The following is a 22,535-nucleotide window of genomic DNA, read 5'->3' on the forward strand; positions in this document are numbered from 1 at the left end:
CAACTGCGCACCTCAACCGAGCAAGGCATCGTCCAGGCTGGTGCAACAATCCGAAACACCGGTTTTATAAGTGCACGGTTGGTGGGCGTCAGCTGGGATCGTGTTTGGGAGGTCGGAGGTCGATTCCAGAGCGGTCGCCATACCGGTGGGGGTTGCGATGGGGAGAAGTCGTTCGTTGTAACCGGTAACAACACGAAATCGCCCTGCACCGTTGCCGGGCAGGGCGATTTCATTTCGGTTCAGGTGAGGCTTATTGCGGCCACTTCACCTCACCCTTGATGACCTGGGCGCTCAATTCGAGGGACGACTCTTCTGCCAGATCCGGGTAGCGCTTGCGCATCGCGGCGATCAGATGCACGGAGTCCGGCGCACGCTTCACCTCCTGCTCGAAGGCCAGCAAATAGTCGCGGGTCGCGCTGACGGTCTGCGGCGAGTGAGGCACGCTGCCATCGGCATTGTGCAGGTAATGGCCCGGCACCACCTTGTGCGGCTTCAATGCGGTGATGGCGTCCAGGGTGCCCAGCCAGTCGCGGCGCGATTGCTCGGTCTGGGTATCGGCCAGCCACACATGGATATTGGCCGAGACCGGAATGCCGCCCACCACGGTCTTCAACGACGGGATCCACACGAAGGTACGCTTCGGCTCCGGCCCACGGATCTCCAGCACCTGACCGTCCACCGTCAGCTTCGGCTCGCTCAGCGCCTGCGGCACCAGCAGAGCCTTCGGCGCGTTGTCCTTGAGGATCGGCCCCCAATGCGCCAGCTTGCTGTCCTTGTTCGCCTCGATGGCCGCCACGGTTTCGGCGGTGGCAACGATCTTCGCGTCCGGGAAGGCGCGGTGGATCACATCCAGGCCAAAGTAGTAATCCGGGTCACTGTGGCTGATATAGACGGTGGTCAGCTTCTTGCCCGTGGCACGCACCTTCTCGACCAGCGCCTGCGCATCGTTGTTCTGGAACTGCGCATCGATCAACACCGCCTCGGTCGGCCCGGAAACGATCTGCGACGACACCGGAAAAACCGAACGCTCGCCCGGGTTGTACAACTCCAGCTTCAACGGCTCGGCCGCCAACGCATGGCCAGCCATGGACAGCACGACACTACCGAACAACAAAGGACGCAACAGACGCAGAGCACTCATGGCATAGCCTCGGAGAGAAAGATTCCGGGCCATCATAGGGTGACAGATTGATTCGAAATACGGCCTTATTTGCAATGGTTTGTTGCTCGAATCGATCCAATAAACCAAACGCCAGTACCCTGCGTACCGCTTGCCTCGCCCGCGTTGCGCCCCTATCCTGCATCGGCCACGGTCAATCCCGTGGCCGGGTTTGACAGCTCGACACTCGGCGCGATGTGCCAACCGGTGCATGCGAGAACGGCGTTCGTTCTTGCAGGCCGGCCTTTGCATGCAGTTTGCACTGCTCCGCTCTATGGCAGATCGCGTGGGGAGATCCTCGTGGTCTGCCGGCTTCCGAGTCCGGTCTGTCAACCCTGCGCGGTCTGCCTCCATTCGGTTGACAGCGATCGAGGCAGCTCCTGAACCCAACTCGGAGCCTTCACGATGCTTGATGCATTCATCCCCACTGTGTTCATACGCCATAACAAGCCACTACGCGCGATTCTAATCGACCGCCAACCCTGGTTCGTCGCCAGCGATGTCGGCCGCCTGCTCGGCCAGCGCCACGCCGAGCGCCTATGCCGGCGCATGGATCCGGAGCAGATTCGCTCCACGTACCTACGCCATGCCAGCGGCAGCGAAGAGCCCGTGCAGGTCATCGATCAGGCCGGGCTGTACAAGGCGCTGTACCGTTTCATGCACCCTGAGCACCGCAACCTCAGCCGCTGGTTCAGTCAGGACGTCATCCCCCAGTTGCACGATCTGGCACAAGCGCAGCACGCGGCGCCAAGGCGCGTGCAAATGAACTGGCAAGGCGCACACATCGGCATGCTCGACTGGCAAGGTGAACTCTGGGTTCGCCTCCAGCAGTTGCCCACCCTTGCGAATTGGCAAGAAGCGCCAGTACGGCGACGTTGGTTCGGCTAAACGAACACACGGCGGTGGCTGCTGGTTAGACGAAGAGCCAGCACTGAACAGTGGCGCACCGCCAATATTTCGCAGTAATGTCGGCCATCGCCTTTCAAGGAAGAACCATGGCCAGCAAGAACGCGCCTGCCGCCCACCAAAAACACCTCGCCGTCCTGATCGACGCCGACAACGCCCCCGCCGCCATCGTCGAAGGCCTCTTCGAAGAAATCGCCAAATACGGCGTCGCCAGCGTCAAACGCATCTACGGTGACTGGACACTGCCCAACTTGGGCAGTTGGAAGAAGGTGCTGCTCGACCACTCCATCCAGCCGATCCAGCAATTCGCCTACACCAAAGGCAAGAACGCTACCGACAGCTCCCTAATCATCGACGCTATGGATCTGCTGTATACCCGACGGTTCGACGGGTTTTGCTTGGTCTCCAGCGACAGCGACTTTACTCGTCTGGCTGCGCGTATTCGCGAAGAAGGTCTGGAGGTAATAGGTTTCGGTGAACACAAAACGCCCAAACCATTTGTCTCAGCCTGCGACAAGTTCATCTACACCGAATTGCTCCGCAATGACGTGACCGAAGCGGAAAACCTGGCGCCGGCCATCGCAGAGCCACCAGAACCCAAATTGGCAGCAAGCGACTCAGCATCATCAGAGACAGGAAATACAGAGACAACTCCACCTAAAATTCCGGTGAAACTGATAAGCAAAGTTATTGATGATATTTCAGATGAGGAAGGCTGGGTATTTATGGCCTCACTGGGCGAGAACCTTCGCAAACTGAAATCCGATTTCGATCCACGCTTATATGGTTTCAAGAAACTCACCGAACTGATTAAGGCACGCAATGGGCAGTTCGAACTCCAAGAGCGCGGCATAACGGCAACAGGAGGAAAAGTGCTATATGTAAGAAATCGCAAACCCTCATTTCGACAGTGAATCGAAAGAGCCCAAAACCGAACGTACATGATGTATAGCATACATCGAAAACAGCTTAACCATTGGAGACGCGAACAAAACAATGAAATCAATAATTGCAATATTTATATTGATTTACTGCAACCAAACATTAGCCACAGACGACAGAATCGAACAATTCGAGAACACTCGCACAGAAGAGCTATTTCAGGCGTTAGAGCTACAAAAATCTGCCGCGGAAAACTTAAAAGAAAAACAAACTAACGCGCCAGTCCATGCTTACAAACTAGCACTATCGCGAATATTGATGGCATGGGAGTTGAGTGGCAACGACGAGACAAAGAAAATTCAAATTGAAGAACAGAGCTGCTCACTCATTAGAAAGGCAGCGGAGGAGGGTTTCCATGTAGCGGCGGTAACGCAGCTCTCTCTCTGCGACTCACTTTTAGAGGTTGAGCTAACACGAGAAAAGCGAGATAACGCAGTACAGCTTCTATTTAGATCACTAAAAAAGAAGGATCAATGGATAGAGCACTACCCAATACAAATTTACTCCCACCAAGCAAGGTGCTTTAAAACTGACATAAACAAACGAATAGCAGCCCAAACATATGAGCAGGTTATGGCCGAAGCCTACGAGCTTGCCTATCGCTTCGAATCTGACCCCAAGCAAAAAAATATATATCTTCGAAAAGCTCTAGAATTAAATTGCGAGACACTGAGGTCAGAAAACATCGGGGCGGAAGGCGCATAAAACAGTGCAACGCGCAATATGGATTACCGCCCGCAAGATGGATTAGTAGTGGGGAGATCGGTTCGCGGGCATGGCCCGCTCCCACGAACGGCGTTGGCGGGTAGGTAGGGTGGACAACGCGAAGCTTGTCCACCACGGAACTCAACGCAATACATCGGGCATACGCCACTCGCTCCTTCAGGAGGCCGAACGGAATCGTTGTGTAGAGGGCCAGGCGGACAGCCTTGAATGGATGGCCGGCTTCGGGGTGCGATATCCAACCGCAAACCATGTGTTGCTGCCGATGGAGATTCGCGGGAATGGCCCGCTCCCACAGGTGGTGCTCCTACAATTTCCACTCCCGCAGCCCCCACAGCGGGCAGTAGGTAGGGTGGACAACGCGAAGCTTGTCCACCAAGGAACTCAACGCAATACATCAGGCATACGCCACTCGCCCCTTCAGGAGGCCGAACGGAATCGTTGTGTAGAGGGCCAGGCGGACAGCCTTGAATGGATGGCCGGCTTCGGGGTGCGATATCCAACCGCAAACCATGTGTTGCTGCCGATGGAGATTCGCGGGCATGGCCCGCTCCCACAGGTGGTGCTCCTACAATTTCCACTCCCATAGCCCCCACAGCGGGCAGTAGGTAGGGTGGACAACGCGAAGCTTGTCCACCACGGAACTCAACGCAATACATCAGGCATACGCCACTCGCCCCTTCAGGAGGCCGAACGGAATCGTTGTGTAGAGGGCCAGGCGGACAGCCTTGAATGGATGGCAGGCGTCGGGGTGCGATATCCAACCGCAAACCATGTGTTGCTGCCGATGGAGATTCGCGGGCATGGCCCGCTCCCACAAGTTGCTGTCCCACAGTTCCCCTCGCACAGGCATGGGCAGCACGCGGACTTCTCGGGCACCAACAAAAAGACCGATCAACTGATCGGCCTTTTCGTTACCTCACATCCCCTCAGCTATTACTCGGAAACGCAAATTGCGCGGCCTCGTGGCTCTTGCGCTGCGGCCAGCGCTGGGTGATGGATTTACGGCGGGTGTAGAAGCGCACGCCGTCGGGGCCGTAGGCGTGGAGGTCGCCGAACAGCGAGCGCTTCCAGCCGCCGAAGCTGTGGTAGGCCACCGGTACCGGCAGCGGTACGTTGACGCCGACCATGCCGACTTCGATCTCGTCGCAGAACAGCCGCGCCGCTTCGCCATCACGGGTGAAGATGCAGGTGCCGTTGCCGTATTCGTGATCGTTGATCAGTTGCATGGCCGCTTCCAGGCTATCGACGCGGACGATGCACAGCACCGGGCCGAAGATCTCGTCGGTGTAGATGGTCATGTCCGCCGTCACCCGGTCGAACAGGGTGCCGCCTAGGAAGAAGCCGTTTTCATTGCCGGACACGCTCAGGCCACGGCCATCCACCACCAGCTCGGCGCCAGCGGCCACTCCGGCGTCGATGTAGCCGGTGACCTTGTCCTTCGCCGCGGCGGTGACCAGCGGGCCCATGTCGAGGCCGCACTGGGTGCCGGCGCCGATCTTCAGGGCCTTGATCTGCGGAACGATCTTGTCGACCAGCGCATCGGCGATCTGGTCGCCCACGCACACAGCCACGGAGATGGCCATGCAGCGCTCGCCGCAGGAGCCGTAGGCAGCGCCCATCAATGCGCTGACGGCGTTGTCCAGGTCGGCATCGGGCATCAGCACCGCGTGGTTCTTGGCGCCACCCAGGGCCTGTACGCGTTTGCCGCGTTTGCTGCCTTCGGCGTAGATGTATTCGGCGATGGGCGTGGAGCCGACGAAGCTCAGGGCCTTGACCTCGGGCGCCTGGATCAATGCATCCACTGCGGTCTTGTCGCCGTGCACGACGTTGAGCACGCCTTTGGGCAGGCCGGCTTCGTGGAGCAACTGGGCGATGTACAGGGTGGAGCTGGGGTCGCGCTCGGAGGGTTTGAGGATGAAGCAGTTGCCGCAGACGATGGCCAGCGGATACATCCACAGCGGCACCATGGCCGGGAAGTTGAACGGGGTGATGCCAGCGACCACGCCCACCGGCTGGAAGTCGCTCCAGGCGTCGATGTTGGGGCCGACGTTGCGGGTGTATTCACCCTTGAGGATTTCCGGCGCAGAGCAGGCGTATTCGACGTTCTCGATACCGCGCTTGAGTTCGCCGGCAGCGTCTTCGACGGTCTTGCCGTGCTCTTCGCTGATCAGTTTGGCGATGGCGTTCTCGTGCTGCTCGAGCAGTTGCTTGAAGCGGAACATGACCTGAGCGCGCTTGGCCGGCGGCGTGTTGCGCCAGGCCGGGAACGCCTCCTTGGCGGAGTCGATGGCCTGCTGCACGGTGGCCACATCGGCCAGGGCGACGCGACGTACCGCTTCGCCGGTAGCGGGGTTGAAGACCTCGGCGCTGCGGCCGCCCTGGCCGTCGGTGAGTTCGCCGTGGATCAGGTGCTGGATGGTGGTCATGGAGCTTCCTCGATTGGAGACGTTGCGTAGGAGCTGGCTTGCCGGCGATCAATCCTGCAAGCATCGCCGGCAAGCCGGCTCCTACAGAAATGGGTTCAATGCGCTTTGATTTCGGTTTCGACGAAGACCACTTCATGGTCGCTGGCGTTGATCACGTTGTGTTCCACCCCCGCCTTGCGGAAGTAGCTCTGCCCGGCCACCAGCGGGGCGTGCTTGTCGCCCTCCGGGGTTTCCAGCAGCAGCGTGCCGTCGGTCATGGGTACCACCACGTAATCGTAGCCATGCCGGTGGCGACCGGTTTCGGTACCCGGCGCGAACCGCCATTCGGTGACGATCACCTCGTCGTTATCCACCTGCACGGTGGCTACCGCCTGCTGCCGGACAGCCATCAGTCGATCCTTTGCAGGACATCGCCCACGGCGCTGAACACGCGGTCGAGGTCTTCGATCTTGGCGTTGAACATCGGCCCGAACTGCAGGCCGTCGCCGCCGAAACGGACATAGAAGCCGGCTTTCCACAGCGCCACACCGGCCTCGAAGGGACGGATCGACGGGTCGCCATCACGGGGCGCCAGCTGGATCGCGCCAGCGAGGCCACAGTTGCGGATGTCGACGATGTGCTTGGCGCCCTTGAGGCCATGGATGGCGCTCTCGAACTTGGGCGCCAGCTCGGCGGACTGCTGCACCAGGTTCTCGCGTTTGAGCAGCTCCAGCGAAGCCAGGCCAGCGGCGCAGGCTACCGGGTGGGCTGAGTAGGTGTAGCCGTGGGTGAATTCGATCATGTGCTCGGGCGTCGGCTGGCCCATGAAGGTCTGGTAGATCTCGCGGGTGGCGATCACCGCGCCCATGGGCACGGCGCCGTTGGTGATCTGCTTGGCGACGTTGACGATGTCCGGGGTGACGCCGAAGTACTCGGCGCCGGTCCATTTGCCCATGCGCCCGAAGGCGGTGATCACCTCGTCGAAGATCAGCAGGATGTTGTGCTGGGTGCAGATCTCGCGCAGGCGCTGCAGATAACCGGCAGGCGGCACGATGACACCGGCCGAACCGGACATCGGCTCGACGATCACCGCGGCGATGTTGGAGGCGTCATGCAGTTCGATCAGCTTGAGCATCTCGTTGGCCAGCTCGACGCCGCCGGTCTCGGCCGCGCCCTTGGTGAAGGCCATGCCTGGCTGCAGGGTGTGCGGCAGGTGGTCCACATCCATCAACTGGCCGTACATCTTGCGGTTGCCGCCAATGCCGCCGAGCGCGGTGCCGGCGATGTTGACGCCGTGGTACCCACGGGCACGGCCGATCATGCGGGTCTTGCTGGCCTGCCCCTTCAGGCGCCAGTAGGCCTTGGCCATCTTCACGGCGGTATCGGCGCACTCGGAGCCGGAGCCGGTGAAGAACACGTGGTTGAGGTCGCCCGGCATCAGGTCGGCGACTTCCTCGGCCAGCTTGAAGGACAGCGGGTGGGCGTACTGAAAACCCGGCGAGTAATCGAGGGTGCCGAGCTGCTTGGCCACGGCCTCCTGAATCTCCTTGCGGCAATGACCGGCGCCGCAAGTCCACAGGCCGGACAGGCTGTCGTAGACCTTGCGACCGGAGTCGTCGGTCAGCCAGGAGCCTTCAGCGCTGACGATGATCCGCGGGTCGCGCTGAAAGCTGCGGTTGGCGGAAAACGGCATCCAGTGGGCGTCCAACTTGAGCTGGCTGGCCAGGGGCGGCGTGGCGGTCTGCGGCATGTTCATGGAGTCAGCCTCGTAATGGCGTTTTCGTGAAGATGGATAGAAGCGTATCGGTTGCCTGAAAAGGTGCCACAGGCATAAAGTCACTCAAACCCGACTCTTCTTATCCTCAGTTCAGCGGTGACTAAACAATGAGCGTTCGACGCCCGGAGCCCCTGGCCCAGGTCAGCGATTTCGATATCCGCCTGCTCAAGCTGTTTCGCAGCGTGGTCGAGTGCGGCGGTTTTTCCGCTGCGGAGAGCGCGCTGGGCATCGGTCGCTCGGCGATCAGCCAGCAGATGAGCGACCTGGAGCAACGCCTCGGCCTGCGCCTGTGCCAGCGCGGCCGCGCCGGCTTCGCACTGACCGAAGAGGGTCGCGAGGTGTACCAGTCGACCCAGCAGTTGCTGGCGGCGCTGGAAAGCTTTCGTACCGAGGTCAATGGCCTGCATCAGCACCTGCGCGGCGAGCTGAATATCGGCCTGACCGACAACCTGGTGACGGTGCCGCACATGCGCATCACCAGCGCCCTCGCCCGCCTCAAGGATCGCGGCCCGGACGTGCACGTGCATATCCGCATGACGCCGCCCAGCGAGGTCGAACAGGGCGTGCTCGACGGGCGCCTGCACGTGGGCGTGGTGCCCATGGTCGGTGGCCTGTCCGGCCTCGATTACCAGCCGCTTTACGACGAGCGCTCGCTGCTCTACTGCGCGGTCGGCCACCCGCTGTTCTATGTGGATGACCGGGAGCTGCCCGACGAACGCCTCAATGCCCAGCATGCCATCGCCCCGACCTTTCGCCTGCCGCCGGACATCCAGAACCACTACCAGGCCCTGAACTGCACGGCCAGCGCCTCGGATCGCGAAGGCATGGCCTTTCTGATCCTCACCGGGCGCTATATCGGCTACCTGCCGGATCACTACGCCACCGCCTGGATCAAGGAAGGCCGCCTGCGTGCACTGAAAGCCGATACGCGCTTCTACGACCTCAACCTGGCCTCGGTCACCCGCAAAGGCCGCCGCCCGCACCTGGTGCTGGAGACCTTTCTCGAAGAGCTGGCGGCGAGCGCCTGAATGGTCGTTTCGATCGATTAGATGCGTGTTTGAATTGGCTGCTGTAAGGCGATAGCGGACCTTCGATTTGGTGGGCTGAAGCCCACCCTACAGCCGCGCACCTAGCCGTAGGGTGGGCTTTAGCCCACCAATTGGTCCCCGACTACGAACGGCTGCTTTCGCCTTCACCCTGCCATGCAGCGCTTACTCGATTTTCTGGTAACTGCCGCCACATTTGACGAAGCAGTTCTTGTAGACCTGCGAGCAAGTTCGGTAGTCAGGCCCGTCGATTGCCGTGGGCTTCGGGCACAGGGTCTTGAGATTGGGATCTTCGGTGGTGTGCAGGCAGTTCTGGTAGCTCTGGTTCTGGCTGTCGTGGATGACTTTGAAGCCTTGGTAGGCCTCATCCTCACGGCGTTCACAGGCCCGCTGCGTTTCGTTGCACTGCTGAACGCAGGCCTGGCCTTCGGCAGTTTGCGGCGGCACTTCGCGGTACTGGGTACAACCGCCGAGTAGCGTCAGTAGAGTAAATACGGGTAATAGCGAGTGGCGAGACAACACGGGTTGCAGGGTCCTTCGGCAACGGTTCGGGCAGGCGCCCTGAACATTCCAGGCGCATCGGAGAAGCTCATGGGCTCTGCTGTGATGGCCCTCGCGAAGGTTGGTTCCCTCTTCGCCGGCCAGCCGCTAGCGACATACCCGGTAACAGGCTGTCGATACTCCCTTGGGCTGGGCGTCTAGTCTCAAGCCATTGTCTCTTCAACCAGCCTCTGGAGCATGCCATGCCCAATCGTCGCCATTTCCTGCAGGGCAGCGCTGCTCTGATGACCCTCGCGGCCGGCAGCCAGTTGTTGCCGGGCTTCGCGTTCGCGGCCAACCCGGCCCCGCTGCTGCAGCGCAAGATTCCGTCGAGTGGCGAGGCACTGCCGGTGATCGGCCTGGGCACGTCGCAAACCTTCAACGTAAGCCTCGACGACGCCAGCCTGAAACCACTGGACGAGGTGGTGCGAGCCTTCATCAATGGCGGCGCCACGCTGATCGATACCGCGCCCAGTTACGGCGCCGCCGAGGCGGTGACCGGCGAGCTGCTCAAGCGCACCAAGACTCAGGGCAAGGCATTTCTCGCCTCCAAGCTGTCGAGCAGCGGACGCGAGCGCGGCCTGGCGCAGTTCGAGGCGAGCCTGAAAGCCTTGCAGACCGACAAGATGGACCTGCTGCAGGTGCACAACCTGCAGGACACCACCACGCAGTTGGCATTGGCCCGTGAGCTGCGCGAACAAGGCAAGGTGCGCTACATCGGCATCACCCATTACATCGAGTCGGCCCACGACGACCTGCTGGAGGTGCTGGCCAAGGAGAAGGTCGATTTCGTCCAGTTCAACTATTCGGTGGGCGAGCGCAATGCCGAGAAACGCCTGCTGCCTTACTGCGCCGAGCACGGCATCGCCACGCTGATCAACCGTCCGTTCCAGCGCGCGCAACTGCTCGCCCGGGTGAAAGGCAAGCCGCTGCCGGAGTGGGCCAACGAGGTCGATGCAACGTCCTGGGCGCAGTTGCTGCTCAAGTTCATCCTCGCCAACGAAGCGGTTACCGCGGTGATTCCGGCCACCTCGAACCCGCGCTATGTGGTCGACAACCTCAAGGCAGGCCAGGGTCGGCTGCCCAATGCCGAGCTGCTTGAGCGCATCGTCCAGGCCTTCAGTTGAGCGGATACAGTGGCCGGCAGTGAGACCGGCCAGATATTTTCAGCGACCAGCGCTTGTCACGTCGGCGGGTTCTGGAGTATCTGTTCTTGCGCTGTGCCCCCTGAACAGAACGGAAGCCTCCGATGTCCCTCGACGCCCTCGCCCCTAGCGCCACCTCCGGCAAGCCGAATGGCCGGATTCGGCAGAAGAACGTAGAAGCGATCATCGCCGCCGCCGAAGACGAGTTCGCCCGGCACGGTTTCAAGGGCACCAGCATGAACACCATCGCCCAGGCGGTGGGCCTGCCCAAGGCCAACCTGCATTATTACTTCAGCAGCAAGCAGGGCCTGTACCTGGCGGTGCTGAACAACATCCTCACGCTGTGGGACAGCGCCTTCAGCAACCTGCGTGCCGAGGATGACCCGGCCGAGGCCCTCGAGCGCTACATCCGCGCCAAGATGGAGTACTCGCGCCGCTACCCCAAGGCCTCGCGCATCTTCGCCATGGAGGTGATCAGCGGCGGTGTGTGCCTGTCGCAGCATTTCGGCAAGGACCACCAGAGCTGGTTTCGCGAGCGCGCGGCCGTCTTCGAAAGCTGGATCACCGCCGGCAAGATGGATGCGGTGGACCCCATGCACCTGATTTTCCTGCTCTGGGGCAGCACCCAGCATTACGCCGACTTCGCCTCCGAGATCTGCCGTGTCAGTGGCCGCTCGCGCCTGACCAAGCAGGATTACCAGGCCGCTGCCGACAACCTGGTGCGCATCATCCTCAAGGGCTGCGGACTGAAACCGAGCGTCTGATGGCCTTTCTGTTACTCGCTCCTTGCGACTACCGCGAGGAAATCCGCAAGAGCCGCTTTCTCGCCCAGGCCCGCGCCATCAAGGATGCAGCCGACGCTCAGGCGCTCATCGAGCAGCTCAGCGACCCGAGCGCATCGCACAACTGCTGGGCCTGGAAGCTCGGCCAACAGTATCGCTTCAGCGACGACGGCGAGCCTGGTGGCACCGCAGGCCGGCCAATCCTAGCCGCCATCGAGGCTCAAGGGTTCGATGGCGTGGCGGTGGTGGTGACGCGCTGGTACGGCGGCATCCAACTCGGCACCGGCGGCCTGGCCCGCGCCTATGGCGGCAGCGCCAACAAATGCCTGCAGAACGCCGAACGCCAGGAGCAGGTCGCGCGGCTCTCCTGCTCCTGTCATTGCGGGTTCGCCGAGCTGGCGTTGCTCAAGTCGCGCCTGGCCGAGTTCGATGCGGTATTGGAGCAGGAAACCTTCGACGCCCAAGGCGCCGAGCTGCAACTGGCCGTGCCGCAGGCGCACATCGACGACCTGCAGCTCCTGCTCGCCGACATCAGCCGCGGGCGCAGCCGCCTGCAATTGCCTGGCTGAGGCTTGACCTCGCCGCGCATGACGCGACATGGTTGTGGCTTTGCACCGGGAGCCGCCCCATGAGCCTGCAATCCGTTCGCGCCTTCTTCGCCGAGAAGGCGCCCGACCTGCACGTCATCGAACTCGACACCAGCACCGCTACCGTGGCCCTGGCCGCCGATGCCCACGGCGTGGAGCCCGGGCAGATCGCCAAGACCCTGGCCTTTCGCATGGGCGAGCGCAATCTGCTGATCGTCGCCCGCGGCGATGCGCGCATCGATAACCGCAAGATCAAGGAAACCTTCGGCAGCAAGGCCAAGATGCTCGATGCCGATACGGTACTCGCCCTGACCAGCCACCCGGTCGGCGGCGTCTGCCCGTTCGGCCTCGCCACGCCACTGCCGGTGTATTGCGATGTGTCGCTGCGCGCGTTCGAGGAAGTGGTGCCGGCTGCGGGATCTATCCACAGCGCGGTGCGCATCGCTCCGGCGCGCATGGCCGAGCTGGTCGAAGCCGAGTGGGTGGACGTGTGCCAGTCGCTGCCCGTTGAAAACCGCGAAGTCGCGGCCCCCTGAAACTGGAGAAACCATGAAACCGCACCTGCTGATTCTCAACCCGCTCAGCGAGGCCAGCCTGGCGCGTATCGCCGAGCGCTTCGAGGTAACCCATGCGCCGAACCCTGCAGCGCGGGAAGCGGCCATCTCGGAGCACGCCGACAGCGTGCAGGCGGTACTGACCATCGGCACCATCGGCCTGACCGGCGAAGAAATCGCCCGCCTGCCGAAACTGGGCTTCGTCGGCACCCTTGGCGTGGGCTATGAAAAGGTCGACCTGGAGGCCGCCCGCGCCCGTGGCATCGCCATGAGCAATGGCGCCGGCAGCAACGCCGATTGCGTCGCCGATCACGCCATGGCACTGCTGCTGGCTGCCATTCGTGACGTGCGGCGGCTGGACGTCGCCTGCCGCGCCGGCATCTGGCGCGATGCACTGCCGATGACCGATGGCGTGTGCGGCAAGCGCCTGGGCATTCTCGGCCTCGGCGCCATCGGCGAAAAACTCGCCCGCCGCGCCGCGGCCTTCGACATGCCGGTGGGCTATCACAACCGCTCGGCCAAAGCGGACAGCCCGCACCGCTACTTCGCCAGCGCTCTGGAACTGGCGCGCTGGAGCGACTGCCTGGTGGTGGCCATTCCTGGCGGCGCCTCGACTCTCCATCTGGTAAACGCCGAGGTGCTCGACGCCCTGGGGCCGCAGGGTTACTTGGTCAACGTGGCGCGCGGCAGCGTGGTGGACACCGCCGCGCTGGGCCGTGCACTGCGCGAAAAACGCATCCGTGCCGCGGCGCTGGATGTCTACGAAAGCGAGCCGCTGCCGCCCAGTGAACTGCTCGACCTCGACAACCTGACCATCACCCCGCACGTGGGCGGCAATTCGCCCCAGGCGCTGGAGCAGTCGCTAACGCAGTTCCTTGGCAATATCGACCGGCATTTCCGTGGTGAGCCGCTGCTGACGCCGATCTGATAGCGCGACGCAATTGGTGGGCTAAAGCCCACCCTACGGCCAAAAACCACGGCGCATCCATCGAATCCGGTCACGAGGTCAATAAGCGCTCTACCCACCACCGCGGACCTGCAAACCAATACCCAGGGCCTTGGCGAGCGACAGCGGCAACAGCAGGGTATCGAGCAAGGCACTGGCTGGCAGGTCCACCGCGGCATAGGCAGGCGCTTCGGCCCCGAAACGCTCGACCGGGCAGCAACCGCCTTGCAGCGCATACCAGTCCAGCCGAGTACCGGCGTAAACCACTGGCGCACCGGGCTTGGCGGCGTCCAGGGTACGCGCGGTGGCACAGCCGCCCACGTGCAGGCAGGCCAGCAGGACCGCGCAGAGCGCGTGCTTACTCATCGCCACTGTTGAGGTGCTGCTCGCCCCAGCGCGGCAGCATGTCCTGAGGGATATTCAGGCAGTTGAGAATCCGCGCGACGACGAAGTCGATCAGATCGTCCAGGGTCTGCGGCTGGTGATAGAAACCAGGCGAGGCCGGCAGGATGGTCACGCCAAGGTTGGAAAGCTTGAGCATGTGTTCGAGATGAATGCTCGAGTACGGCGCCTCGCGGGGCACCAGAATCAGCTGGCGGCGCTCCTTGAGGGCCACGTCGGCGGCACGCTCGATCAGGTTGTTGCAGGCACCGGTGGCGATCGCCGACAGGGTGCCGGTGCTGCACGGCACCACCACCATGGCCGAGGGCGCGCCGGAGCCGGAGGCCACCGGGGCCATCCAGTCTTCCTTGCCGTAGACACGAATCTGCCCGTCGGTGGCACCGGTGTATTCGGTGAGAAACGCCTGCATGGCCTGGGGCTTGGCCGGCAGGCTGACGTCCGTCTCGGTGGCCATCACCAACTGCGCGGCCTTGGAGATCAGGAAGTGCACTTCCCGGTCCTCACGCACCAGGCAGTCGAGCAGCCGCAACCCATACTGCGCGCCGGAGGCGCCGGTCATGGCGAGAGTGATGCGCTCCGGTCCGGCCACGCTCATGCCTCCAGCGCCGCGGCCAGCTTGCCGTGCAAGCCGCCGAAGCCACCGTTGCTCATGATCACCACCTGGGTGCCGGGACGCACCAGCGCCTTGACCCCAGCGATGATCGTCTCCAGCGAATCGCAGACCTGAGTCGGATTGGCAGCGCCAGCCACGGTAGCCGCCAGATCCCAGCCCAGATTCGGCGGCGCGTACCAGAACACCGCATCGGCCTGCTCGGCGGATTCCGCCAGGCCATCGCGATGGGCGCCGAGCTTCATGGAATTGGAACGCGGCTCGATGATCGCGATGACCTGCTCGTCGCCAACCCGTTTGCGCAGGCCGTCGAGGGTGGTGGCGATGGCGGTCGGGTGGTGGGCGAAGTCGTCGTAGACGGTCACGCCCTTCACCTCGGCGACCTTTTCCATGCGCCGCTTGGCATTGATGAAACGTCCCAGCGCCTCGATGCCCAGCGCCGGCACCACACCCACATGCCGCGCGGCAGCCAGCACGGCCAAGGCGTTGGCGACGTTGTGCTGGCCGGTGAGCCCCCACTCCACCACGCCCTCGACCTTGCCATCGAAACTCACCTCGAACCGCGAGCCGTCGGCAGCCAGCAGGCGCGCCTGCCACTGCCCACCGTCGCCAGTGGTCTGCACGGGCGTCCAGCAGCCCATGCCGATCACCCGAGTCAGCGCGGTTTCGCTGGCCGGGTGGATGACCAGGCCTTCGCCGGGAATGATCCGTACCAGGTGGTGGAACTGCCGCTCGATGGCCGCCAGATCCGGGAAAATATCCGCGTGGTCGAACTCGAGGTTGTTGAGGATCGCGGTACGCGGGCGGTAGTGGACGAACTTGCTGCGCTTGTCGAAGAACGCACTGTCGTATTCATCGGCTTCGACCACGAAGAACGGCGTATCGCCCAGACGCGCGGAGATGCCGAAATTCTGCGGCACGCCACCGATCAGGAAGCCTGGCGCCATGCCCGCATGCTCGAGCACCCAGGCGAGCATGCTCGAACTGCTGGTCTTGCCGTGGGTGCCGGCCACTGCCATCACCCAACGGCCCTGCAGCACATGGTCGGCCAGCCACTGCGGCCCGGACACGTAGGGCAGCCCCTTGTTGAGCACGTACTCCACCGCCGGGTTGCCGCGGCTCATGGCATTGCCTACCACCACCAGATCGGGTGCCGGCTGCAGGTGAGCGGGATCGTAGCCCTGCATCAGCTCGATGCCCTGGGCCTCGAGCTGGGTACTCATGGGCGGATAGACGTTGGCATCGGAGCCGGTGACGCGATGGCCCAGCGCCTTGGCCAGCACGGCCAGCGACCCCATGAACGTACCGCAGATGCCGAGAATGTGGATATGCATGAAAACCTCGAAAACAGGCGCGCCGAAAGCCGGGCGAGCCGAATGAAAACATGGCCGCAGATTAGCACAGCGGCGCCCCGCATCCTGCCTGCCAGGCGTCCCAGGCGCGCAAGCCCGGTCGCGTGGCGCTGCCAGGTGCATCTGCCAGGCGAACAGGCATGCCGTGGCCCTTCAACAGCGCGTAACGCCTGCGCGCTTGCGGTAAGCGGATGGCCTGCTTAAGGTGACGCCACCCTGCCATCGAGCTTTTGTCATGTGGTCGTTCAGCGCCTGGCGCCGTAAGCGCATCCTCTCCCGCAACCCTGTCAGCGACAGCAGCTGGGCCATCGTGCGCCAGCGCCTGGCGATTCTCGACGGGCTCGGCGAAGAGGAGCTGCAGCGCCTGCGCGAACGCGCCGTGCTGTTCCTGCACAACAAACACCTGACCACCCTGCCCGGCCTCGAACTCGACAACGACGATCGCCTGGCCCTGGCGACGCTGGCCGAACTGCCGCTGCTCGGGCTGGCCGAGCTGAATTGGTACCAAGGCTTTCACGAGGTGATCCTCTACCCGGACGACTTCGTCAGCCCGCAACGGCATCGCGACTCCGGCGGTATCGAACATGAGTGGGATGGCGAGCACAGCGGTGAAGCCTGGCAACAGGGCCCGGTGATCCTCGCCTGGCCCGGCGTACAGGCCAGCGGCGGCTGGGAAGGCTACAACCTGGTGATCCACGAACTGGCACACAAGCTGGACATGCTCGGCGGCGACGCCAACGGTCTACCGCCGCTGCACAGCAATATGGATATTCAGCAATGGGCCAGCGCCATGCAGCAGGCCTTCGACAGCCTGAATGCCGAACTGGACGCCGATGAGGAGGCGCAGACCGCCATCGACCCCTACGCAGCCGAAAACCCCGCCGAATTCTTCGCGGTGACCAGCGAATATTTCTTCAACGCTCCCGACCTGCTCGACGAGGCCTTTCCAGCGGTCTACGCCCAGTTGCGGCTGTTCTATCGACAGGATCCGCTGGCACGTTTACGCCGCCTGCAGGTCGAACACCCGGACTATCAGGAACCCAACCCCGCTCAGCCGGATACGACCAATGGCTGTAATGGCAACGACGCGGGAATCCACCTATAATCCGGCCACTTTTTTGGCCCACATCAGGGAGTCACCCATGAGCTACAGCAAGGTTCCGGCCGGTAAAGACCTGCCGAATGACATCTACGTCGCTATCGAAATCCCGGCCAACCACGCGCCGATCAAATACGAAATCGATCACGACACCGACTGCCTGTTCGTCGACCGTTTCATGGCGACCCCGATGTTCTACCCGGCCAACTACGGTTTCATCCCGCACACCCTGGCCGACGACGGTGACCCCCTCGACGTGCTGGTCGTGACCCCGTACCCGGTAGCACCAGGCTCGGTGATCCGCGCCCGTCCGGTCGGCGTGCTGCACATGACCGACGAAGCCGGTGGCGACGCCAAACTGATCGCCGTACCGCACGACAAGCTGACCACCATCTACAAGGACGTTCAGGAATACACCGACCTGCCCCCACTGCTGATCGAGCAGATCAAGCACTTCTTCGAGAACTACAAGGATCTCGAGAAAGGCAAATGGGTCAAGGTCGAAGGCTGGGGCAACGCTGAAGCGGCCCGCGCCGAGATCACCAAGGCGGCTGCTGCTTATCAAAAGTAAGCACAACCTGCCTTACGAAAGCCGGCCACAAGCCGGCTTTTTTATGCCTGACATTTCAGCAGTAGCCTGGCAACACCCATAAAAAAGCCAGGGCAGATGCCCTGGCTTCGATTGCACGGCCTCAGCACTACACCGCTTTCAGGCGCAGTTCCTTGGGCATGGAGAAAGTCACGTTCTCGGGGCGACCGTCGAGTTCCTGGACGTTGCTGGCGCCCCATTCGCCGAGTTTGTCGATCACGCCGCGCACCAGCACTTCCGGAGCGGACGCGCCGGCGGTGATGCCGATGCCTTTGGCACCCTCGAACCACTCGCGCTTGAGGTCTTCGGCGCCGTCGATCAGGTAGGCAGGCGTGCCCATGCGCTCGGCCAGCTCGCGCAGGCGATTGGAGTTGGAGCTGTTGGGGCTACCGACCACCAGCAGGACGTCGCACTCGTCGGCCAGTTGCTTGACCGCATCCTGACGGTTCTGGGTGGCGTAGCAGATGTCGTCCTTGCGCGGGCCGCCGATACTGGGGAAGCGTGTGCGCAGGGCATCGATGACCTTGCTGGTGTCGTCCATCGACAGCGTGGTCTGGGTCACGAAAGCCAGCGAATCGGGGTCGCGCACCTGCAGCTTGGCGACATCCTCTTCATCTTCTACCAGGTAGATGGCGCCGCCATTGCTGGCGTCGTACTGGCCCATGGTGCCTTCGACTTCCGGGTGACCGGCGTGGCCGATGAGAATGCACTCGCGGCCGTCACGGCTGTAGCGCACCACTTCCAGATGCACCTTGGTGACCAGCGGGCAGGTGGCGTCGAACACTTTCAGACCACGGTTGGTGGCTTCGTTGCGCACGGCCTGGGATACGCCGTGGGCGCTGAAGATGACGATGACGTCATCGGGCACCTGATCCAGCTCTTCGACGAAAATCGCGCCGCGAGAACGCAGATCCTCGACCACGAACTTGTTGTGCACCACTTCGTGACGCACGTAGATCGGCGGACCGAACACCTCGAGGGCACGGTTGACGATCTCGATGGCGCGGTCGACACCGGCGCAGAAACCGCGGGGATTGGCGAGTTTGATATGCATGGCACGCTCGGCACGGAGGCTTGAGTGGAGAGTCTATCGCGTAAGCCCAAAAGACCTTACGCGATAGACAGCGCGTTCGCGAGGAATGTCCGACTGGATCGATGTCGCCGCTTCAAATCGCCTGGACGTCGATGATCTCGACGTCGAACGTCAGCGTCTTTCCAGCCAGAGGGTGGTTGAAGTCGATGGTCACCTGGGCGTCATCGAAGGCTTTGACCACACCGGGCAGCTCGGTATTGGCGGCGTCGTTGAAGATTACCAGCAGCCCTTCGGACAACTCCATGCCCTGGAACTGCGAACGCGGCATGATCTGCACGTTCTGCGGGTTCGGCTGGCCAAAGCCCTGCTCCGGCAGCACGGTCACGCTGCGCTTGTCGCCGGCCTTGAAACCGTACAGCGCGGATTCGAACCCCGGCAGCAGGTTGCCATCGCCGACCTTGAAGGTGGGCGGCTGCTTGTCGAAGGTGCTGTCGACTACATCGCCGTTGTCCAGCTTCAGCGCGAAATGCAGGGTTACCTGCCGGTCCGGGCCGATACGTACATCAGTCACGTGCCACCTCTTCTTCCGACTTCTTGCTCTTGAACATGTCCAGCGCCAGCAGCACGGCACCGACGGTGATCGCGCTGTCGGCCAGGTTGAAGGCCGGGAAATACCAGCGGTTCTGCCAGTGCACCAGGATGAAGTCGACCACGTGGCCGAACACCACGCGATCCACCAGATTGCCCAGCGCGCCGCCGAGCACCAGGGCCAGGCCGACGGCCAGCCAGGTCTCGTCGGGCTTCAGACGCTTGAGCCACACCACCAGCACCACGCTGACCACCAGGGCGATCAGGGTGAACAGCCAGCGCTGCCAGCCGCCCGCACCGGCCAGGAAGCTGAAGGCGGCGCCGGTGTTGTAGGCCAGGGTCCAGCTGAAGTAGTCGGGGATGACCACGATGCGCTCGTACATCTGCAGGTTGTTGTCGAACCAGTACTTGGTGATCTGATCGACCACGAAGATCACCACACTCAACCACACCCAGCCGAGCTTGCCGAAACGCGTGCTCATGATGGCATCTCCGTGGTGCGGGCTGGGGCGTTACGCATGATGGCGCACCTCGCCCTTGCCTTCGATGTTGTCCACGCAACGGCCACAGATATCCGGGTGGTTGGCATGGGTGCCGACGTCGGCACAGAAGTGCCAGCAGCGAGCGCACTTGGTCAGGCCGGATTTGACGATCTTCAGCTTCAGCCCGGCAACCTCGGTCTGCACCGCGTCAGCTGGCGCAGCGGCCAGCGGTGCCAGGCTGGCGCCGGAGGTGATCAGCACGAAGCGCAACTCGTCGCCCAGACGGGTCAGGTCGGCCACCAGCGGCGCTTCACCGTAGAGGGTCACTTCGGCCTGCAGGTTGCCACCGATCAGCTTGGCGCTGCGCTGGTTCTCCAGTTCCTTGTTGACCGCGGTCTTGACCGCCATGACGCGATCCCAGAAGGCGCGATCCAGCTCGCAACCGGCCGGCAGCTCGCTCAGGCCTGCGTACCAGGTATTGAGCATCACCGACTCGTTGCGCTCGCCCGGCAGGTACTGCCAGATTTCGTCCGCAGTGAACGACAGGATCGGCGCGATCCAGCGCACCAGCGCTTCGGCGATATGGAACATGGCGGTCTGGCAGGAACGACGCGCCACGCTGTCGGCTGCGGTGGTGTACTGACGGTCCTTGATGATGTCGAGGTAGAAGCCGCCCAGCTCCTGCACGCAGAAGTTGTGCACCTTCTGGTACACGTTCCAGAAGCGATAGCTGGTGTAGGCCTCTTCGATCTCGCGCTGCAGCAGCAGAGCACGATCCACCGCCCAGCGATCCAGGGCCAGCATGTCTTCGGGGGCCAGCAGGTGCTGAGCCGGATCGAAGCCGCTGAGGTTGGAGAGCAGGAAGCGCGCCGTGTTGCGGATACGCCGATAGGCATCGGCGCTGCGCTGCAGGATCTGGTCGGAGACGGCCATCTCGCCCGAGTAATCGGTGGAGGCGACCCACAGGCGCAGGATGTCGGCGCCCAGGCTGTCGATCACCTTTTGCGGGGCGACCACGTTGCCCAGCGATTTGGACTGCTTGCGGCCCTGCTCGTCGACGGTGAAGCCGTGTGTCAGCAGTTCCTTGTAGGGCGCGTGGCCGTCGATGGCACACCCGGTCAGCAGCGAGGAATGGAACCAGCCGCGGTGCTGGTCGGAGCCTTCCAGGTAGAGGTCGGCGGCCGGGCCATTCGGGTGCGCCAGCTCGGCATGGGAGCCGCGCAGCACGTGCCAGTGGGTGGTACCCGAATCGAACCAGACGTCCAGGGTGTCGCGGCTCTTGTCGTACTGGCCGGCTTCGTCACCCAGCAGCTCGGCGGTGTCGAGCTTGAACCAGGCTTCGATGCCTTCCTGCTCGACGCGCTGCGCCACCTGCTCCATCAGCTCGGCGGTACGCGGGTGCAGCTCGCCGCTTTCCTTGTGTGTGAAGAACGGGATCGGTACGCCCCAGTTGCGCTGACGCGAGATGCACCAGTCGGGGCGGCCAGCGATCATGCTGTGCAGACGCGCCTGGCCCCAGGCCGGTACGAACTGGGTTTCTTCGATGGCAGCCAGGGAGCGCTCACGCAGAGTGGAACCCTCGTTCGGCTGCTTGTCCATGCCGATGAACCACTGTGCCGTGGCACGGTAGATCAGTGGCGTCTTGTGGCGCCAGCAGTGCATGTAGCTGTGGTTGATCGCTTCGTGCTTGAGCAGCGCGCCGACTTCTTCGAGCTTGGCGACGATGGCCGGGTTGGCCTTCCAGATGAACTGGCCACCGAAGAACGGCAGCGAGTCAACGTAGACGCCGTTGCTCTGTACCGGGTTGAGGATGTCGTCGTTGCTCATGCCGTAGCGCTTGCAACTGTAGAAGTCGTCCTCACCGTAGGCTGGCGCGGAATGCACGATACCGGTACCGGCACCCAGTTCGACGTAGTCGGCCAGGTACAGCGGCGACAGACGATCGTAGAACGGGTGACGGAAGTTGATCAGTTCCAGCTTGGCGCCCGCCGCGATGGCGACGACTTCGCCCTGCAGGCCGTAACGCTGCAGGCTGCTCTCGACCATTTCTTCGGCCAGCAGCAGCAGGCGATCACCGACGTCCACCAGGGCGTAGTTGAATTCCGGGTGCACGTTCAGTGCCTGGTTGGCCGGGATGGTCCAGGGCGTGGTGGTCCAGATGACGATGGCGGTCGGCTTGCTCAGGCTGGCCAGGCCGAATGCGGCAGCCAGCTTGTCGGCGTCTTCCACCGGGAAGGCGACGTCGATGGCATCGGACTTCTTGTCTTGATACTCGACTTCGGCCTCGGCCAGTGCCGAACCGCAATCGAAGCAGAAGTTGACCGGTTTCAGGCCCTTGAACACGAAGCCCTTCTTGACGATTTCCGCCAGGGCACGGATTTCACCGGCCTCGTTGGCGAAGTTCATGGTCAGGTACGGGTTGTTCCACTCGCCCAGCACGCCGAGACGGATGAAGTTGCCCTTCTGCTCTTCGACCTGCTCGCCAGCGTAGGTACGGCAACGCTCGCGGGTCAGATCCGCAGGCTGATTCTTGCCAAAGGTGGTTTCGACCTTGTGCTCGATCGGCAGGCCATGGCAATCCCAACCCGGAACGTAAGGTGCATCGAAGCCCGCGATGGTCTTGGAGCGGGTGATGATGTCCTTGAGGATCTTGTTCAGCGCGTGACCGATATGAATGCTGCCGTTCGCATAGGGCGGGCCGTCGTGCAGGACGAACTTCGGCCGGTCGGCGCCAATCTCACGCAGCTTCCGATACAGACCAATCTCGTCCCAGCGTTGCAGGATCTGCGGCTCGCGCTGCGGCAGGCCGGCCTTCATCGGGAACTGGGTATCAGGAAGATTCAACGTGGCTTTATAGTCGGTCAT

General features: G+C 62.6%; 23 protein-coding genes. 11 read left to right on the forward strand and 12 right to left on the reverse strand.

The genetic code is table 11. The features are described 5' to 3' along the window. Positions 1 to 250 precede the first annotated feature (250 nt). Positions 251 to 1,141, reverse strand: a complete 891-nt coding sequence (locus tag FHR27_RS16740; protein ID WP_257026930.1) for an MBL fold metallo-hydrolase — start codon at positions 1,139 to 1,141, stop codon at positions 251 to 253. A 423-nt stretch (positions 1,142 to 1,564) separates the two neighbouring features. Here FHR27_RS16740 and FHR27_RS16745 point away from each other — a divergent pair, with 423 nt between their 5' ends. The 3 genes from FHR27_RS16745 to FHR27_RS16755 all read left to right on the forward strand — a co-directional run bounded on the left by FHR27_RS16745 (position 1,565) and on the right by FHR27_RS16755 (position 3,712). After that, on the forward strand, positions 1,565 to 2,047 hold the full coding sequence (locus tag FHR27_RS16745; protein WP_179539115.1) for a BRO-N domain-containing protein: 483 nt from the start codon (positions 1,565 to 1,567) through the stop codon (positions 2,045 to 2,047). Between the two features lie 107 nt (positions 2,048 to 2,154). After that, positions 2,155 to 2,979 carry an NYN domain-containing protein gene (locus FHR27_RS16750; protein ID WP_042556332.1) on the forward strand — a complete coding sequence of 275 codons (825 nt, stop codon included), beginning with the start codon at positions 2,155 to 2,157 and terminating at the stop codon, positions 2,977 to 2,979. Positions 2,980 to 3,061: 82 nt separating this feature from the next. Further along, positions 3,062 to 3,712, forward strand: a complete 651-nt coding sequence (locus FHR27_RS16755) for a hypothetical protein (protein ID WP_179539116.1) — start codon at positions 3,062 to 3,064, stop codon at positions 3,710 to 3,712. 947 nt (positions 3,713 to 4,659) lie between these two features. Here the strand turns inward: FHR27_RS16755 and FHR27_RS16760 are convergent. The 3 genes from FHR27_RS16760 to FHR27_RS16770 form a co-directional block, all read right to left on the reverse strand. Further along, the gene (locus tag FHR27_RS16760; RefSeq protein ID WP_042556330.1) at positions 4,660 to 6,159 is read right to left on the reverse strand and encodes a CoA-acylating methylmalonate-semialdehyde dehydrogenase; all 1,500 of its coding nucleotides are present in this window, start codon (positions 6,157 to 6,159) and stop codon (positions 4,660 to 4,662) included. Between the two features lie 95 nt (positions 6,160 to 6,254). After that, positions 6,255 to 6,548: a cupin domain-containing protein gene (locus FHR27_RS16765; protein WP_042556329.1), complete on the reverse strand. Its 294-nt coding sequence runs from the start codon at positions 6,546 to 6,548 to the stop codon at positions 6,255 to 6,257. Continuing rightward, positions 6,548 to 7,894, reverse strand: coding sequence for an aspartate aminotransferase family protein (locus tag FHR27_RS16770; protein ID WP_179539117.1), 1,347 nt, complete (start codon positions 7,892 to 7,894; stop codon positions 6,548 to 6,550). The genes FHR27_RS16765 and FHR27_RS16770 overlap by 1 nt, the downstream gene beginning before the upstream one ends. 128 nt (positions 7,895 to 8,022) lie before the next feature. Between FHR27_RS16770 and FHR27_RS16775 the strand changes: the two genes are divergently transcribed. Continuing rightward, a complete protein-coding gene (locus tag FHR27_RS16775; RefSeq protein WP_179539118.1) occupies positions 8,023 to 8,943 on the forward strand; it encodes a LysR family transcriptional regulator in 921 nt (306 codons plus the stop codon). 183 nt (positions 8,944 to 9,126) lie between these two features. Here the strand turns inward: FHR27_RS16775 and FHR27_RS16780 are convergent, their stop codons facing one another. Then, positions 9,127 to 9,483 (reverse strand): hypothetical protein, encoded by a 357-nt coding sequence (locus FHR27_RS16780; RefSeq protein ID WP_042556326.1) that lies wholly within the window; start codon positions 9,481 to 9,483, stop codon positions 9,127 to 9,129. A 221-nt stretch (positions 9,484 to 9,704) separates the two neighbouring features. Between FHR27_RS16780 and FHR27_RS16785 the strand changes: the two genes are divergently transcribed. The 5 genes from FHR27_RS16785 to FHR27_RS16805 all read left to right on the forward strand — a co-directional run bounded on the left by FHR27_RS16785 (position 9,705) and on the right by FHR27_RS16805 (position 13,497). Continuing rightward, positions 9,705 to 10,628 carry an aldo/keto reductase gene (locus FHR27_RS16785; protein ID WP_042556325.1) on the forward strand — a complete coding sequence of 308 codons (924 nt, stop codon included), beginning with the start codon at positions 9,705 to 9,707 and terminating at the stop codon, positions 10,626 to 10,628. A gap of 122 nt (positions 10,629 to 10,750) precedes the next feature. Then, a complete protein-coding gene (locus tag FHR27_RS16790; protein WP_042556324.1) occupies positions 10,751 to 11,410 on the forward strand; it encodes a TetR/AcrR family transcriptional regulator in 660 nt (219 codons plus the stop codon). Next, positions 11,410 to 11,997 carry an IMPACT family protein gene (locus FHR27_RS16795; protein ID WP_179539119.1) on the forward strand — a complete coding sequence of 196 codons (588 nt, stop codon included), beginning with the start codon at positions 11,410 to 11,412 and terminating at the stop codon, positions 11,995 to 11,997. The genes FHR27_RS16790 and FHR27_RS16795 overlap by 1 nt, the downstream gene beginning before the upstream one ends. A 59-nt stretch (positions 11,998 to 12,056) precedes the next feature. Next, complete coding sequence (locus tag FHR27_RS16800) at positions 12,057 to 12,551, forward strand: YbaK/EbsC family protein (RefSeq protein WP_179539120.1); 495 nt, start codon at positions 12,057 to 12,059, stop codon at positions 12,549 to 12,551. Between the two features lie 13 nt (positions 12,552 to 12,564). Beyond that, positions 12,565 to 13,497 carry a 2-hydroxyacid dehydrogenase gene (locus tag FHR27_RS16805; RefSeq protein ID WP_179539121.1) on the forward strand — a complete coding sequence of 311 codons (933 nt, stop codon included), beginning with the start codon at positions 12,565 to 12,567 and terminating at the stop codon, positions 13,495 to 13,497. Positions 13,498 to 13,587: 90 nt separating this feature from the next. On the opposite strand, the gene FHR27_RS16810 is transcribed toward FHR27_RS16805, so the two are convergent. The 3 genes from FHR27_RS16810 to mpl are packed head-to-tail and all read right to left on the reverse strand — an operon-like array spanning position 13,588 to position 15,861. After that, positions 13,588 to 13,881, reverse strand: a complete 294-nt coding sequence (locus tag FHR27_RS16810) for a YceK/YidQ family lipoprotein (RefSeq protein ID WP_042556320.1) — start codon at positions 13,879 to 13,881, stop codon at positions 13,588 to 13,590. Then, positions 13,874 to 14,506 (reverse strand): flavin prenyltransferase UbiX, encoded by a 633-nt coding sequence (gene ubiX, locus FHR27_RS16815; protein WP_179540106.1) that lies wholly within the window; start codon positions 14,504 to 14,506, stop codon positions 13,874 to 13,876. The genes FHR27_RS16810 and ubiX overlap by 8 nt, the downstream gene beginning before the upstream one ends. A gap of 2 nt (positions 14,507 to 14,508) precedes the next feature. Beyond that, positions 14,509 to 15,861, reverse strand: a complete 1,353-nt coding sequence (mpl, locus tag FHR27_RS16820; RefSeq protein ID WP_042556318.1) for a UDP-N-acetylmuramate:L-alanyl-gamma-D-glutamyl-meso-diaminopimelate ligase — start codon at positions 15,859 to 15,861, stop codon at positions 14,509 to 14,511. 253 nt (positions 15,862 to 16,114) lie between these two features. Between mpl and FHR27_RS16825 the strand changes: the two genes are divergently transcribed. Further along, positions 16,115 to 16,984 (forward strand): M90 family metallopeptidase, encoded by an 870-nt coding sequence (locus tag FHR27_RS16825; protein WP_042556317.1) that lies wholly within the window; start codon positions 16,115 to 16,117, stop codon positions 16,982 to 16,984. A 37-nt stretch (positions 16,985 to 17,021) separates the two neighbouring features. After that, positions 17,022 to 17,549 (forward strand): inorganic diphosphatase, encoded by a 528-nt coding sequence (ppa, locus tag FHR27_RS16830; protein ID WP_042556316.1) that lies wholly within the window; start codon positions 17,022 to 17,024, stop codon positions 17,547 to 17,549. Between the two features lie 127 nt (positions 17,550 to 17,676). On the opposite strand, the gene ispH is transcribed toward ppa, so the two are convergent. The 4 genes from ispH to ileS all read right to left on the reverse strand — a co-directional run bounded on the left by ispH (position 17,677) and on the right by ileS (position 22,535). Then, complete coding sequence (ispH, locus tag FHR27_RS16835) at positions 17,677 to 18,621, reverse strand: 4-hydroxy-3-methylbut-2-enyl diphosphate reductase (protein WP_042556315.1); 945 nt, start codon at positions 18,619 to 18,621, stop codon at positions 17,677 to 17,679. A 112-nt stretch (positions 18,622 to 18,733) separates the two neighbouring features. Then, a complete protein-coding gene (locus FHR27_RS16840; RefSeq protein ID WP_042556314.1) occupies positions 18,734 to 19,171 on the reverse strand; it encodes an FKBP-type peptidyl-prolyl cis-trans isomerase in 438 nt (145 codons plus the stop codon). Next, positions 19,164 to 19,670 carry a signal peptidase II gene (lspA, locus tag FHR27_RS16845; RefSeq protein WP_179539122.1) on the reverse strand — a complete coding sequence of 169 codons (507 nt, stop codon included), beginning with the start codon at positions 19,668 to 19,670 and terminating at the stop codon, positions 19,164 to 19,166. The genes FHR27_RS16840 and lspA overlap by 8 nt, the downstream gene beginning before the upstream one ends. Before the next feature lie 30 nt (positions 19,671 to 19,700). Then, positions 19,701 to 22,535 (reverse strand): isoleucine--tRNA ligase, encoded by a 2,835-nt coding sequence (gene ileS, locus FHR27_RS16850; RefSeq protein WP_179539123.1) that lies wholly within the window; start codon positions 22,533 to 22,535, stop codon positions 19,701 to 19,703.

The organism is Pseudomonas flavescens, from assembly GCF_013408425.1.
Lineage (GTDB): Bacteria > Pseudomonadota > Gammaproteobacteria > Pseudomonadales > Pseudomonadaceae > Aquipseudomonas > Aquipseudomonas fulva_A.

What these genes read in the sequence shown, in the direction of transcription:
- FHR27_RS16785 (WP_042556325.1), top strand. Translation starts at nt 9,705, where the DNA reads ATGCCCAATCGTCGCCATTTCCTGCAGGGCAGCGCTGCTCTGATGACC.
- FHR27_RS16750 (WP_042556332.1), top strand. Translation starts at nt 2,155, where the DNA reads ATGGCCAGCAAGAACGCGCCTGCCGCCCACCAAAAACACCTCGCCGTC.
- FHR27_RS16755 (WP_179539116.1), top strand. Translation starts at nt 3,062, where the DNA reads ATGAAATCAATAATTGCAATATTTATATTGATTTACTGCAACCAAACA.
- mpl (WP_042556318.1), bottom strand. Translation starts at nt 15,861, where the DNA reads ATGCATATCCACATTCTCGGCATCTGCGGTACGTTCATGGGGTCGCTG.
- FHR27_RS16795 (WP_179539119.1), top strand. Translation starts at nt 11,410, where the DNA reads ATGGCCTTTCTGTTACTCGCTCCTTGCGACTACCGCGAGGAAATCCGC.
- ispH (WP_042556315.1), bottom strand. Translation starts at nt 18,621, where the DNA reads ATGCATATCAAACTCGCCAATCCCCGCGGTTTCTGCGCCGGTGTCGAC.
- FHR27_RS16805 (WP_179539121.1), top strand. Translation starts at nt 12,565, where the DNA reads ATGAAACCGCACCTGCTGATTCTCAACCCGCTCAGCGAGGCCAGCCTG.
- ppa (WP_042556316.1), top strand. Translation starts at nt 17,022, where the DNA reads ATGAGCTACAGCAAGGTTCCGGCCGGTAAAGACCTGCCGAATGACATC.
- FHR27_RS16740 (WP_257026930.1), bottom strand. Translation starts at nt 1,141, where the DNA reads ATGAGTGCTCTGCGTCTGTTGCGTCCTTTGTTGTTCGGTAGTGTCGTG.
- FHR27_RS16760 (WP_042556330.1), bottom strand. Translation starts at nt 6,159, where the DNA reads ATGACCACCATCCAGCACCTGATCCACGGCGAACTCACCGACGGCCAG.
- FHR27_RS16775 (WP_179539118.1), top strand. Translation starts at nt 8,023, where the DNA reads ATGAGCGTTCGACGCCCGGAGCCCCTGGCCCAGGTCAGCGATTTCGAT.
- FHR27_RS16770 (WP_179539117.1), bottom strand. Translation starts at nt 7,894, where the DNA reads ATGAACATGCCGCAGACCGCCACGCCGCCCCTGGCCAGCCAGCTCAAG.
- FHR27_RS16790 (WP_042556324.1), top strand. Translation starts at nt 10,751, where the DNA reads ATGTCCCTCGACGCCCTCGCCCCTAGCGCCACCTCCGGCAAGCCGAAT.
- FHR27_RS16745 (WP_179539115.1), top strand. Translation starts at nt 1,565, where the DNA reads ATGCTTGATGCATTCATCCCCACTGTGTTCATACGCCATAACAAGCCA.
- lspA (WP_179539122.1), bottom strand. Translation starts at nt 19,670, where the DNA reads ATGAGCACGCGTTTCGGCAAGCTCGGCTGGGTGTGGTTGAGTGTGGTG.
- FHR27_RS16765 (WP_042556329.1), bottom strand. Translation starts at nt 6,548, where the DNA reads ATGGCTGTCCGGCAGCAGGCGGTAGCCACCGTGCAGGTGGATAACGAC.
- FHR27_RS16825 (WP_042556317.1), top strand. Translation starts at nt 16,115, where the DNA reads ATGTGGTCGTTCAGCGCCTGGCGCCGTAAGCGCATCCTCTCCCGCAAC.
- ileS (WP_179539123.1), bottom strand. Translation starts at nt 22,535, where the DNA reads ATGACCGACTATAAAGCCACGTTGAATCTTCCTGATACCCAGTTCCCG.
- FHR27_RS16800 (WP_179539120.1), top strand. Translation starts at nt 12,057, where the DNA reads ATGAGCCTGCAATCCGTTCGCGCCTTCTTCGCCGAGAAGGCGCCCGAC.
- FHR27_RS16810 (WP_042556320.1), bottom strand. Translation starts at nt 13,881, where the DNA reads ATGAGTAAGCACGCGCTCTGCGCGGTCCTGCTGGCCTGCCTGCACGTG.